Raw genomic sequence first — 13,551 nt, 5'->3', positions numbered from 1 at the left:
TTTAAATTTGTTTTAAGAAAATTGTTTTAGAGAAAGCTCTTGTTTGTAACCGAACATTCCTCTTTCTTTTATCATTTCAGCAACACCTTCCGGCACCTGATTTTCCCAACCGCTTACGTTGCAGGCTATTTTTCTCAGTATTTCTCTCGAATAAATTTCCAAAAACTCCGGATCGTAGTTTTTAATATCTACAATACGGTTATTTAATTTGAAATATTTATATAATTCTTTCAGACTTTCTTCTACTTTAAGGGTTTCAGAATCAAGCAATTCGTGAGTTTCAGGATCTTTGTAAGGATAAAGATACACTCTCATTCCGTTACGGAAAAACTTACCAAAAGCTTCCAGAATTCCACCAGAAAGGTCTTTATAATATTTCTCATCGAATACCATCAACATATTATTTACCCCCATCGCTACACCAATGTCACCATTCGTATAATGAGAGAAATAATCAATCAATCTGTAGTATTCTGAGAAGTTTGAAATAATTACGGTATATCCCAATTTACCCAGTACGTCTACCCTATCCAGAAAATCTCTTTCATCAATATCTCCATCTGCACGTAGGTTAGAGATGGTAATTTCAATTAAAACTTCTGTTTCTTCCTGAGTACAGATCGCATCTTTCAGAAACATATCCATTCCGTTTCGGAGCATATCAATATTTACCCTTGTTACCGGTCTGAAACTTCCTCTTACCGCGAAAATATTCTTTTTATACAAAACATCTGCAGGAAGCATATTGTTGCCTTGAGAATTAAAGATTACTGCATCGGTCATGTTATTTTTCACCAATTGCAAAGACATCAATCTGTTGTCAACATAGGCGAAAGCTGGACCGCTGAAATCGATCATATCAATCTCAAGATTGTCTGTAGCCACGTCATCATAAAGAGATTCAATCAACCTTCTCGGGTTATCGAAATAAGTAAATGCGCCGAAAATAAGATTAACACCTAAATTCCCAAGAGTTTCCTGCTGCAAAGTAGCATCATTTTCTTTGAATTTTACGTGAATGACAACCTCATTATAGTCTTCATTTTCTTTTACCTGAAAACGAATTCCTACCCAACCGTGACCTTTTACCGTTTTATCAAAATTGATGGTCGTTACTGTATTTGCATAAGAAAAAAACTTTCTGTTTGGGCTGTTTTCTCTGGAAATTCTTTCTTCAATCAACGAAACCTCATAACGAAGCATCTTACGAAGTCTATTCTGAGTTACATACCTATTTTTCGCTTCTTTTCCGTAGATGGCATCACTAAAATCTTTGTCGTAGGCTGACATCGCCTTAGCAATCGTACCGGAAGCTCCCCCTGCTCTAAAAAAGTGTCGTACAGTTTCCTGCCCTGCTCCAATTTCTGCGAAAGTACCATAAATAGTAGGATCTAGATTAATTGTTAATGCTTTTTGTTTAGGAGTTAGTTTCTGATACATTAGGACATTAAATTTTTCGTAAATTTACCAAAATTAAACCAACCTCAAAACAAAATGAAGTTGAAATTTTTAGGAACCGGAACTTCGCAAGGCGTTCCCGTTATTGGTTGCACCTGTGAGGTTTGCACATCCCAAAATCCGAAAGACAACCGTTTTAGAGCTTCTGCAATGGTGACAACTGATGAAAATAGAAAAATTCTCATCGATTGTGGGCCCGATTTTCGTCAGCAAATGCTGATTAATAAAGAAAATCATATCGACATCGCTCTTCTCACCCACGAACATAACGATCATGTGATTGGTCTTGACGATATGCGCCCATTAATTTTTAAAAGCGGAAAAAATATGCCGCTTTATTGCAGCGAGAGGGTCGGAAATGAAGTCAAAAATCGTTTTCCATATGCTTTTGCTGATGAAAGATATCCGGGAGCTCCTGCATTTGATCTGCATACGATTGAGAATACTCCATTTGAAGTTTTAGATTGCGAAATTATCCCGATTGAAGTTATTCATTATAAAATTTCAGTTTTCGGATATAAATTTAAAAACTTAGCGTACATCACAGATGCCGGCTTTATTTCTGACATCGAAAAAGAAAAATTGCAAAATTTAGATGTTCTTATCTTAAACTGCATCCGTAAATTTGATCCACATCCTGCTCATTTTATATTGCCGGATGTGATAAAACTCTATGAAGAGCTAAAACCTAAGAAATTATTTTTGACACATTTGAGTCATCATTTCGGCCTGCATGATGTTGAAGATAAGTTACTTCCTGCTGGAATACACCTTGGTTACGATGGTTTGGAGATAAATTTTTAAAGAAAAATTAATAAAAAGTTTTTGAACATTAAAAAAAGTTCCTATATTTGCACACCAATTTAAAACAAACATCAAGCCCAGTTGGCGGAATTGGTAGACGCGCTAGACTCAAACTCTAGTATCGAAAGATGTACCAGTTCGATTCTGGTACTGGGTACTTAAAACATTAAACTCTAATTGATAATCAATCAATTAGAGTTTTGTTTTTATAACATTGTTCCCAAATTGTTCCCATATAATTATGGTTTATATATTTTCACTATCTAAACTATAAAATTACAAAGTCTTTCCTAAAAAACTTTAATACAATTTGTTTATATGGTTTTTATCCTATACGTCTTTTATGAATCGCTATTGTATTATTTTCACAAAAAATCTCTGATTTGCTTTTCAGCAAGGTATTGCCAAAAAATATGGAATACTGAGGCATCGCATCTTTGCAATGAAATTTTCAAAAAAAAATTATTTAGTAGGTATTAATACGTAGTTGATATAATTATTTTTTGTGTAGTATTGTAAGAATGGAAAGAGAAATAATAAATTTTATTGTTCAATATAAAATGTTTAGATCTAATATAGATAATCTCGAAATAAAAACAATCTAGATATATGATTTAACTTAACAAATTAGACTAAAGAAGTTCAAAACGTATTTTCTACTTTGGATGTCAAAATTCAACCTTAAAATCCTACTATCACAATTCTCAAATTTCCATAATAAATAATTAAAACTATGCAAGAAAACCAAATTAGGACATTAAGTATAACAGAACTTTTGGGAAATAACTTCTACATTCCGGAATATCAAAGAGGTTACAGGTGGACTAAAAATAATGTACTACAATTACTCAATGATATTTGGGAATATCGACAAGAACCCAATAACCGAAATACATTTTATTGTTTACAACCCGTGGTTGTGAGAGAAAGAGAACCTGATTGGCAAGATATTAACGGAAATAATGTAAAAGGTTATGAGCTAATTGATGGACAACAACGCTTAACGACGCTTCATCGTATTATTACATATTTGACATTAGAATATCTTCAAAACAATTTAAAATCAGAGGGATATCCCAATGATTTATATTCTATTTATTACAAAACTAGACTTGAATCCAAAGCTTTTTTGGAAACTAATGATACTAACAATACTAAGCCTGATTTATACTATATGAGCGAGGCTTACAAGTGTATTAAAGAATGGTTTGAAGATGGAAAAAAAGGTAATTTAAGAGAGCTGAAAAACAAAATGCTTGAAATAATTTTGCCGAGCATTTTAATTAGTAACGAAGGGGAAAAACAGCTTCCTGAATGGAGTGTACAAGTAATTTGGTATGAAATTAAAGATAAAGAACAAAAGAGCGAGGATTTGTTTACACGTTTAAATCGTGGTAAAATACCTTTAACAAGTGCCGAGCTGATTAAAGCAAAATTTGTAAATTCTGATAGTTTCAAAGGAATGCCGGAAGACGATAAAATTAAACGCAGAACACAGTTAGTACAGATTTGGGATGAAATTGAAAACCAGCTTAATAATCAAAAATTTTGGGCTTTTGTGTCAAACGAAAAATTAGATAGGTATAGTAATAAAATTGAATATTTGTTTGATATCGTTTCTAGAAAAGCTCCAAATGAAAAAGACCCATTATTTAGTTACATCCATTTTTTTGATGAAAAAGAGACTGCTAATTCCCTTTGGCAAAAGTGGGTGGATGTGGAACAAATATACCGTTCATTAGTGTATTGGTATTCAAACAAAAATCTTTATCACAAAATCGGTTACCTGATAACCACAGGAACAGCAATTGGTAGTTTGATACAGATTAAAAAAGATAATACCAAAGAAGATTTTGAAACAAAAATAGACCAACTAATTGCAAATAGCATTGATGATGATTGGGAAGATTTAAGTTATAGTAAAAGAAGCGATCACGACAAAATCATCAACGTCTTACTTTTAGCCAATATAGAACCGACTAGAGCTAATAAAAATAACAATGAGTTTTTTCCCTTTGAAATGTATAAAAACATTACAAAAAGTTTAGAGCATATTCACGCACAAAATATTGATGGGATTAACGAAAATAAACGAGAAGAGTGGTTTAATTGGCTTCGCTCTCACTCCAATATATTATTGAATGTATCAACTGATAAAGAAAAAGCAAATAAAATCATCGCAGAGGTTGATTTAATAGATGAGAAAACTTATCGATATGAGGAATTTAAAACATTAAGTGAACGAATTTTAAAGCTTATTCCATCTGACGACACAAATGAAAATGAATATTTACATAAAATTCAAAATATGGCATTGCTTGGACTCACAGAAAACATCTCATTAAGCAATTCTGTGTTTGAAGTAAAACGCAGAAAAATCATTGATTTAGACAGAAGAGGCGAATTTATTCCTCTGGCTACAAAACGTATTTTTTTAAAGTATTACGCTTCAGAAAATGGTCAACATTATTCTGTTTGGACAAAAGACGAGCGAGAAACTTACTCAAATGAAATTCGCCGTTGTGTAGAATTATATAAACCTAATATTATTGAAGAAAATGAGAAATAATTTTTTAGAAATATTGAATAATAAGGTAGAAATACCAATAATTCAACGAGACTATGCACAAGGTAGAACAGATAGTAAAACTAATAAAATCAGAAAAGACTTCTTAGATGTTTTATTTGACTTTGTTTCTAAAAAAAATCAAATCCTGAGACTGAGATTGAACTTGATTTTATTTATGGATTCAATGAGGTTGATTCTAATAACCAAATTACATTTGTCCCAATTGACGGTCAGCAAAGATTAACAACACTCTGGTTATTGTACTGGTACGTTTCAGTGAAAGAGGTTATTTCAGTTAGTGAAGTAACTTTTCTATCAAATTTTCTTTATGAAACAAGACATAGCACTACTCAATTTTACAAAAATTTAATTCAATTCAGACCTAAATTTTCACACGAAAATATTAGCAAAGAAATTACAAATCAATCTTGGTATTTTGAAACTTGGGACTATGACCCTAGCATACAGGCAATGCTTGTTGTTTTAAAGGATATAGAGGTAAGATACAAAGCTTTAAATATCGATTCTGTCTGGGGCATAATAGATGATTCTCCTTTCTATTTTTATAAGTTGGATATGGACAAAGTTGGATTAACTGACGATTTGTACATTAAAATGAACTCTCGTGGAAAACCCTTAACCGAGTTCGAATATTTTAAGGCAGGATTTGCAGAAATAATTTCAGAATTAAAACAAAGAAAACGTTTTGAAGAAGCAATTGATGGGATTTGGACAGATACTATTTGGAATATTATTTTTGAGTTAGGTATATTAACAGATGACGACGACATTGCTTTAACCGTTGATAATTCATTTCTCAACCTCTTTAACTTCATTACTTCGGTAATTTCTATCAAAAAAGATTTAAGAGACTCAAATGATTTTCGTTATACAAATACAATTGATTCCGCTGAGTTATTAAAAGAAATTTACAATGACGTAGAGAATCAGAACTTTTTGTTTGATACATTAGACTCTATTTGCAAACAAGAAAAAGAAAACCCGTCATTTTGGAATGATTTATTTTATGTAGACGAGGTTAAATTTGAATCAGGTAAAACAAGATTGTTTTTTCAACAAAAGGAAACAAATCTTCTAAAACGCTGTTTATTTCATTTTTCAGATTCTAGAGGTCTTTCTTTTCCTGAACAAATATTGTTATTAGCTTGTCTAACTCATCTCAAAAGACCAAGCAACATATTTAATGACCAAATCCGGACTCTGCGAAATTTAGTTGTAAATTCTGAAAATGAACTACGTGAATCTATTTTAGGAAATAGTTTTGAGGAAGCTGAACAATTTGTTACAAATGGAGATTTAGAGATTTTTAAGAACTTTAAAACTGACCAAATTGAAGAGGAAAAATCTAAAAAAGATTACATTGCCCAACATTCTAGTAATAAGGAAATTCTTCATCGGCTTGAGGATAGTGATATTTTTCGAGGAAGTATCTCTCTAATTCCTTTAGTTGATGACTTTAAAAATAGAGCAGAGAAGTTTTTGTCATTATTTGATGAGAGTAGTATTCTTTCAGACTTCAACACAAAAAGCAATCTTCTTTTAAGTTTCGGGGACTATTCACAAAGAGATGGGACGTTGGCTAATTTAATGTCGAATAAAAATCGTGTTATCAGAAACTTTCTTACAACACCAGGATACAACAAATCTCATTTCTACGAAAAAACACAAAAAGTAGTGTTGCAGTGTTTAGATTTTTTCATTAATAATAAATTGGGTTCAAACCAGCAAAAAATTGAGAAAGATCTTACTGATTATTCTAATAAGCCAAAAGATTGGAAATATTATTTTATGAAATATCCCTCATTCAGAGATAATTGTAACCAAGGATATTATTCCTTCAAGGAAGTAGGCGATTATTGCATTTTCAAAATGAAAGAAAGACAATTCAATGGCTGGCATTGGGATCCTTTTTTGCAGGAAATTGCTAAGAATACAAAAGTGAAAAATTTGAGCATAGATAATTTTGGTGGAAAACTTGTTCTTTCCCAAAATCGCAAAAAGATATTAATATCCTCAGTTCCAAACGGTTTTCTATTTGAAAATGGAATGAGTAATCGTAACGTAAACACATTATTAGATGAAATGAAGAAGAACGGAATAATTGATAGTGAAGGATATTATTTTGTTCCTCAAACCGAGGACTTAATCGACTTACAAGACAGAATAGAATTACTCCACAAAATATTAATCCAAATTGGAAAAAAATAATAAATAATGAACGAAAATAAAATTGAATCAATTGCTGAATTTGAAAATGTTATTTCAGAAATAAAGTTTGGAAGATTACCTTTCATTGGTGAAAACTATCAAGAACTCTATCGTGGACAATCTAAAGAATCATATGAATTAAAATCGGGGATTTCCCGTTATGCAAGTTCACCCGATGATATTGGACAATTAGAAAAAGAAATTATAAAAGATTTTCAAGACTTAATAAATGAATCAACCAATCCAAAAAAGTTTATCCAATTATCTAAGCAAGAAGATTTTGAAAATGATTGGCGCTGGCTTGAACAAATGCAACATTACAGACTACCGACAAGATTACTGGACTGGACATTGGAAGCCAAAATAGCTTTATTTTTTGCAGTAGAGAGAAATTTTGAAGATGATGGACAATTTTGGATTTTTAAAAGTCCTTTGAACTGGTCTTGTGACGATCATTTTGACATCAATCCATATTCAGAAGAATTGGATATTATTTCTAATAGCAGTTTCTATGTTGAAGATGATTATTTGGATAAAATTGCTGAACAACGTAGAGGATTTCAATCTGGAAAGTTTACAGTTCAGGATTGTAATAAATCTATGATAGCTCTGGAAAATCAAAATGAGATTAAAGATAAATTTATCAAATATGTAATTCCTGCGAATTCAAAAAGAACATTTTTAGATTACGTGGCAAAATGCAATATCACGGAAGAGACAGTATATGTAAAATATGATGATGAAATCGAAAATCTGGTTTCGAAAATCAAAACTAAATACAATTTCAAATAGAATAACAACTTTACCATAAAACTATATAATGAGAGAAATATCTAACCTTGATTTAAAACTTCAGCTAATCAATGAATATTTAAGGACTGGTGGTGTGGAGAAGATATTCGATAGTAACTTATTACAAGATTTAATCAATATTAAATTTCATAAAAATGGTAAAGCAGACCCGAATACAGTTACTCCTAGAGCAAATGCATTTATGTTAGCAATTCTTGGCTCCCATTCACTACCACCATTATTGCACGAAGAATATATTTCAGAATATAAAAGTCACATACAAAAAAGTTTGTTTTTCGATCAAATAAAAATTGAGACAGAAGAACAAATTGAAGAATTATTTGAAAAATATAAAGGTGAACAGAAATTTTTATTCAGAGGACAGCGTGAAGCAAAATGGCGTCTATATAGTTCTTTGCAACGTTTTTGGGTGTGGGATAAATTCAAAAAAGAACAAATAGAATATGATGATTTTTTAAAAAATATTGTTGCAAAAGGCAAAAAGGAGTTTTCTAAAGAAATCAATGAGATACTAAATCAAATTCATATTGACTCACTAAATGAATTAGCTATTCTTGGTTTCTTACAACATCATAATTGTCCAACTCCTCTGTTAGATTGGACATATGATTTTAATAATGCACTATTTTTTGGAATTGACGGAATTCAACAAAGTGATAGTGTTGTGGAAATTGATAATTATTTCAGTATTTATTTCATTGAAGAAGACCATTTCGGACAAGGAGGAATGAGACAGATAATGGACGAAAGTTTAAAGACTATCGGTGAAGAATATAAATTGAATTTAATAAAAATGATTGCGAGTACTCCGGAAATCGAGAAGGAAATGATAGAGAAATTTCAAAGTCGTAGTTTTTTTGATAAAGAAAAATTGACCGGTTCAGGATTGATTTCAAAAATGACTGAAATTGATACATTAACAAATATTCCAGTAACTTATTTTAGTGACAAAGACATTTCCAATGGTATCGCATTTTCTTTATATAACAGCCAAAATATAATAAAACAAGATGGGGTTTTTATTTGGAATAATTCATTTGATAAACCATTAGAAGTTATTGGTCAGGAACAATACAATGAAGAAAAAGAAAACAGTGATCAGAATGATTATAGATTTTCAGAGTGTTATAACATTAATAAAAGTTTGGAACCATATATAAGGAAAAAACTTGGCAATTTAGGAATTACAAGTGAAACTATATATCCAGATAAAAATTTTGATGCAAACTCAATCTATTTAGAAGCAAAAAAAGAATTCTTATGAAACACAAAAAATAGGATGAAAGTGCTTTTTGGATTAACGAAACCTTATAAAACGAATGTTTCTCCTAAAATAATTTACTTATGACTTAACTGTAATGTTCGAAAATTGCGCAAACTGCTTTCTTAAATATTGTGTAAGATGTGTTATTTTTTATGAGTCCAACCTCGGGCAACTGCCAAATTTTTAATTTTCTTAGCTTTCTTCTTGACTTGTGTAGAACTTTCAACACTAGAATAGTCAATAACTGAGTGACCATCAAATGGATCATTGTCTTCATATGCAACTAAATCCCCTACAGATGTGATCTCCTCACAACTAACCGATAATACACCAGCCGACTGAAAGCTCTCAGTAAAATGAATATATGATTCTTCAGCAGTATATTTGTCTCCATTATATACAGAAAGTTTATTGTCGTCTTTAGCTGATGGTGTAAAAGAAAGTGATGCAATAACTTGTTCACTTAAAAATGCTTGTGAAGATATTGAGTCATTCTGAACCCAGCTCGGATGAATTTGTCGATGTAATAAAGTTTCGTTATTCATAAATTTAAAGTTCAGAAATTATTGAATTAAGAGTTGACCATTCCTCGTCAATTTTTAAATCAATATCCTTTTCGTAGTCATTTTCATCCAAATTCATATCAAAGTAAAAGATCTTACCTGTCAAGTCTTCTAAATTAACTTCAAAAGAAACTTCAATATTTTCATTTTTCCACTCTAGGACAATATCACCTTGTATTGTTGGAAATATAGCAGGCAAGATTAAATCTGAATCAAAATAATTTTCAAATAAATTTTCGAATAAATTTACTTGTTCTTTATTAAGAGATTTACCATCAATCCCATCATACCACCGATCATTCAACTTTATAAGTTCGTTTAAACGAACAGAAACATCAAATGGATCTAAAATATCCATTGATTGAATTTCTTCTATATGGATTAGTTTGTTTTGTTCGTTAAAAATTCCAGTTGCGTTAATAGAAACTAATGTTTTCTTTTCATATTCGTTAAATGCACTAATAATTGTTTCTGCAAAATCTGAAATTATTGAATGTTCAAATATTAGCCCATCAATTTCAATATTAAAAGTTTGATTCTTTTTATCTACGGACGAAATTAGTATATTCTCCTGAATATTTTCAGAATATTCAAGTTTCTCTTCCCTCGATAAAAGAATCTTTCTTCTTGTATTTCTAGTAAATTTTACATTCCGCTCAGAGCCTGCAACATTTAAAAAATCTATAGTTTCGCCTTCTTCTAAATTTTTACCGATACGATTAAAATAATTAAGATACTTACTATCAATATCAACCGATCTTCCTGAATTTGCAGATTCTACTACTTCAAAAACTTTATCTCTAGCGTCTTCAAAATAATTAAAATATTCTGTATTTGGAACTGGTATTGTTGGTGTCGTCATACTTGTCACAACAGCAATTAAGAATTTTGGTATTGTGCTACCTTCTTCCAAATCTGACAATTTTAAATATACATTGTCTGTGAATCCCTTAGGAACTCTCTTTCTTTGGGGATTCTGTTCGAGATAGATTTTTTTAGCTAACTCAAATATTAATTCTTCAAACGCAGAAAAATCCTCCAATATCTTTACAGGCAAAGTATGATCATCAAAACGATGACCTGTTAATCTAGGAGCTAAAAATTCTTTATCTGTAGACATAGTATATTCAGTAAGCAATATTAACTATTTACAATGATTTAAACCTATAACTTTTACAATTTTATTACTTTACTACAGTTTTTATTACACGTTACAGCATTTTTTTTGAAATCTAAAGACTTTACACATTTGACTAAACTAAAAATCCGTGTAAACTAATCAGCAGTAAAATATTTTCGAATAACACTCTCTGTAAGAAAATAGAGAAATTCCATAATCAATTCTGCTTCCTCTTTGGTGATAATTTCACCTTCGCTTCTAAAGTGCTCGAGCACCTCCTCTATCGGTAATTTTTTTATTTCTTTTAATTGAGACATATAATTAGATATTTAAGTTTGAATTAAAAAATGCTACGATTATAAGTATGCATTATATTTGGAATTTTTTGTTGATAATAGATCGAGAAGTGACTTTCAATGAATTTTTTGATGATTTAAAACTTTTAAAATTTCTTACTAATGATTTCATTTTGAATAGTTTTGTTTTTTCAGTCAATTTTCTTGTAAATTTTGCATTAGTTTTTCGACAATCACTTTCATTTGAGTCAGCTCTTCTTTTTTCAAAAGAGTAATATGATGATGAAGAACCATATGATAGTCTAAATATGGAAAGAACTTAGTCAAGAATTCTTCAAATAGATAATTGTATTTTCGTAATTCAGGATTTGCAAACTCACATAGTCGCCACAAACTGTAATTTGATAAATAATTCGGCATATAGTAAAGCTTTGCATAAATATATGTTCTGCAAAATGAAAGAAAAAACAGTGTGAAAAAGTATGGTAGACCCTGATAATTCTCTTTCTCATCATCTGCTATTGCAAGGAATTGTTTAGAAAATTTCGTTGTCGATTCAAAGTAATAGTCAAGATCAGCATAGGTCGGAGTATGTGGATATTCCCAATGAGGCTCTGGATGAAAAGGATGAGATTGGTAAATTTTATTTTTGCTTTGAATAACGTTTACAAAGAAGCTTTGATAGAAGTACAGATTCTTCTGAATCCAATATCGGTCGTGACTGATTAAAACAAAATCAGACTGATCACCAGTGTGACTTTTAAGTGACTGCGTTATAGATTTCAATTTATCATTTCCAATATTAAGACCAAGCAACAGTAAATAATAGGTTGTATTACTACCGTAGACAGCTTTGTGGAAGATATAGATTTCTTCGACCTCGATGGACTTTACAATTACTTCCACAGCCATATCTAGAACCTCATCTTTATCGTTTGCCTCTGCTATTTCATTAATGTCTTCCTTTTCAGAATAACCTATTTTTATCATTTGTTTTAGCTGATGCAAACGTTTTTCAATCATTCCGGAAAGACTATCCTCAGCTATACGGAACGCTTCGAACATTTCACTTTTAAAAAACAGATCATCTTTTGACGCTTCTCTCGCTTTTCCGATTAAATGAATCAGGTAATATTCGCTTCGGCTTTGCGAAACGAAATGGCTTTGTATCTCGGGAATATGTTTTGAAAGGCTCCTAATTCTTTCGTTCAGATTTTCTGAATTGGAACTATTTCCAGTATATAATTCTTCCAAGTATCCCAAATCATAATTAAAAACATTTTCATAAGCTAACAAGGCACTTACTGATGATTCGTCCGTGACAAATCCTCTAACCTGTGTAAATAAAAGATCGTGATCGTGAAACAGAGAATCTTTATAGTCCTGAAACTTACTACTGAATTTTTTCCAATTCCTTTTACTAACCAATGGTTTTCCATAATCAGCATTTTGATAAATGATTGCTGATGGTCTACAATAAAGCTGAATGAAAGGATCTCCAAGAGAAAATCTATGGTTTATTTGTGAAGAATAAAACATACAGACTTTGACTTTGTACTCTCTGAAAGCTTTATCTATCCATTTTTTTCGCATTAACTCATCAACATCCTTTTTGTGTTCCACCACAATTATGAGATAAGCACAGCCTGAATCTTCAGTCTGATTGAAGAATATCTGAAGAATAAGATAATGTTGTCTGAAAAGTTGATTGATTGAACTATCTAAAAATTCGTTACCAAGCTGTGTAAGATGAAATTGATTTGAAGTTTTCATTGTAATGGTTTTTTGGTATTGTAATTTTCATCATTAAAATAAAAGTAAACAGATTCTAAGAATAATCGAATTACCGCAAACCACGCCATCAGATCGATGTGTTCTTTCAACTCTGCATCATTTTCAAGATGAAGGATATGTTCGTTTGCAAAATTCTTGCTTCCTATTTTTTGCTGAAATGCCGTATAGTATACAACACCTACTATAGAAATTATGCTATACAGCAAATATTCTAAAAGATCATCTAACGCGATAGAACTTATGATATATTCAATTGCTGATACAGCAATATTCTCTTTTGGTATGTTGCTTAGTGGAATCATTCTTCCTTCATTATCTAAAAGTTCTGAGCTGAAGGCGATCAATGCCAGCAGGCAGGACATTATTGCTGCTGTCTTGGTGTCAAGCCTGCTTGCATTCAGGACTTCAATGTTTCCATAGAGCAGATCTTTTAGATCATAATTCTGTATGAAATCTTCATAATGGTCTAAAAGTCTGTCAATCTCAGGATTTTCTAATTTTTGGATTAGTTTGAATATCCCGTCTATCAATTCTTCTCTCTGCCGTTTCTCCAAAAGCATTGGAAAAGTAATTTGCGTTTGATCAATATTTGTGATCAAACGGCTTTCAGTTTTCTTTTTCATATCAATTTTTTAGTTACT

At 31.0% G+C, this 13,551-nt stretch carries 11 protein-coding genes and 1 tRNA gene; 6 read left to right on the top strand and 6 right to left on the bottom strand.

The annotated features are described in order from the left end of the window. Positions 1 to 12: 12 nt before the first annotated feature. Entirely contained in the window at positions 13 to 1,440 is a 1,428-nt protein-coding gene (locus EAG08_RS17510; protein WP_129536552.1) for a TonB-dependent receptor, read from the bottom strand. Between the two features lie 54 nt (positions 1,441 to 1,494). On the opposite strand from EAG08_RS17510, the gene EAG08_RS17505 reads away from it, so the two are divergent. The 6 genes from EAG08_RS17505 (at position 1,495) to EAG08_RS17480 (ending at position 9,137) form a co-directional block, all read left to right on the top strand. Further along, a complete protein-coding gene (locus EAG08_RS17505) occupies positions 1,495 to 2,262 on the top strand; it encodes an MBL fold metallo-hydrolase (protein ID WP_129536551.1) in 768 nt (255 codons plus the stop codon). A 75-nt stretch (positions 2,263 to 2,337) separates the two neighbouring features. After that, positions 2,338 to 2,419 (top strand) — tRNA-Leu (locus EAG08_RS17500). A gap of 576 nt (positions 2,420 to 2,995) precedes the next feature. Then, on the top strand, positions 2,996 to 4,831 hold the full coding sequence (locus tag EAG08_RS17495) for a DUF262 domain-containing protein (protein ID WP_129536550.1): 1,836 nt from the start codon (positions 2,996 to 2,998) through the stop codon (positions 4,829 to 4,831). A 258-nt stretch (positions 4,832 to 5,089) separates the two neighbouring features. After that, positions 5,090 to 7,060: a hypothetical protein gene (locus EAG08_RS17490; protein ID WP_262696754.1), complete on the top strand. Its 1,971-nt coding sequence runs from the start codon at positions 5,090 to 5,092 to the stop codon at positions 7,058 to 7,060. Positions 7,061 to 7,066: 6 nt separating this feature from the next. After that, on the top strand, positions 7,067 to 7,852 hold the full coding sequence (locus tag EAG08_RS17485) for an FRG domain-containing protein (protein ID WP_129536548.1): 786 nt from the start codon (positions 7,067 to 7,069) through the stop codon (positions 7,850 to 7,852). Between the two features lie 28 nt (positions 7,853 to 7,880). Continuing rightward, the gene (locus tag EAG08_RS17480; protein ID WP_129536547.1) at positions 7,881 to 9,137 is read left to right on the top strand and encodes an FRG domain-containing protein; all 1,257 of its coding nucleotides are present in this window, start codon (positions 7,881 to 7,883) and stop codon (positions 9,135 to 9,137) included. Between the two features lie 143 nt (positions 9,138 to 9,280). Here the strand turns inward: EAG08_RS17480 and EAG08_RS17475 are convergent, their stop codons facing one another. The 5 genes from EAG08_RS17475 to EAG08_RS17460 form a co-directional block, all read right to left on the bottom strand. Then, entirely contained in the window at positions 9,281 to 9,682 is a 402-nt protein-coding gene (locus EAG08_RS17475; RefSeq protein ID WP_129536546.1) for a hypothetical protein, read from the bottom strand. A 4-nt stretch (positions 9,683 to 9,686) separates the two neighbouring features. After that, positions 9,687 to 10,820: a hypothetical protein gene (locus EAG08_RS17470; RefSeq protein ID WP_129536545.1), complete on the bottom strand. Its 1,134-nt coding sequence runs from the start codon at positions 10,818 to 10,820 to the stop codon at positions 9,687 to 9,689. Between the two features lie 155 nt (positions 10,821 to 10,975). Beyond that, the gene (locus EAG08_RS21455) at positions 10,976 to 11,137 is read right to left on the bottom strand and encodes a hypothetical protein (protein WP_164998589.1); all 162 of its coding nucleotides are present in this window, start codon (positions 11,135 to 11,137) and stop codon (positions 10,976 to 10,978) included. A 174-nt stretch (positions 11,138 to 11,311) separates the two neighbouring features. Then, complete coding sequence (locus EAG08_RS17465; protein WP_129536544.1) at positions 11,312 to 12,889, bottom strand: hypothetical protein; 1,578 nt, start codon at positions 12,887 to 12,889, stop codon at positions 11,312 to 11,314. Further along, complete coding sequence (locus tag EAG08_RS17460; protein WP_129536543.1) at positions 12,886 to 13,533, bottom strand: hypothetical protein; 648 nt, start codon at positions 13,531 to 13,533, stop codon at positions 12,886 to 12,888. Before EAG08_RS17460 ends, EAG08_RS17465 begins: the two co-directional genes overlap by 4 nt. Positions 13,534 to 13,551: the final 18 nt, after the last annotated feature.

The sequence above is a fragment of the Chryseobacterium sp. 3008163 genome (assembly GCF_003669035.1).
In the GTDB taxonomy this organism is placed as follows: Bacteria; Bacteroidota; Bacteroidia; order Flavobacteriales; family Weeksellaceae; genus Chryseobacterium.
The sequence above is the reverse complement of the archived record's forward strand: the minus strand, read 5'-3'. Positions and strand labels throughout refer to the sequence as shown.

Bases quoted from the DNA above. Each gene is read 5' to 3' on its own strand.
- EAG08_RS17510 (WP_129536552.1), bottom strand. From the start codon at position 1,440: ATGTATCAGAAACTAACTCCTAAACAAAAAGCATTAACAATTAATCTA.
- EAG08_RS17505 (WP_129536551.1), top strand. From the start codon at position 1,495: ATGAAGTTGAAATTTTTAGGAACCGGAACTTCGCAAGGCGTTCCCGTT.
- EAG08_RS17495 (WP_129536550.1), top strand. From the start codon at position 2,996: ATGCAAGAAAACCAAATTAGGACATTAAGTATAACAGAACTTTTGGGA.
- EAG08_RS17485 (WP_129536548.1), top strand. From the start codon at position 7,067: ATGAACGAAAATAAAATTGAATCAATTGCTGAATTTGAAAATGTTATT.
- EAG08_RS17480 (WP_129536547.1), top strand. From the start codon at position 7,881: ATGAGAGAAATATCTAACCTTGATTTAAAACTTCAGCTAATCAATGAA.
- EAG08_RS17475 (WP_129536546.1), bottom strand. From the start codon at position 9,682: ATGAATAACGAAACTTTATTACATCGACAAATTCATCCGAGCTGGGTT.
- EAG08_RS17470 (WP_129536545.1), bottom strand. From the start codon at position 10,820: ATGTCTACAGATAAAGAATTTTTAGCTCCTAGATTAACAGGTCATCGT.
- EAG08_RS21455 (WP_164998589.1), bottom strand. From the start codon at position 11,137: ATGTCTCAATTAAAAGAAATAAAAAAATTACCGATAGAGGAGGTGCTC.
- EAG08_RS17465 (WP_129536544.1), bottom strand. From the start codon at position 12,889: ATGAAAACTTCAAATCAATTTCATCTTACACAGCTTGGTAACGAATTT.
- EAG08_RS17460 (WP_129536543.1), bottom strand. From the start codon at position 13,533: ATGAAAAAGAAAACTGAAAGCCGTTTGATCACAAATATTGATCAAACG.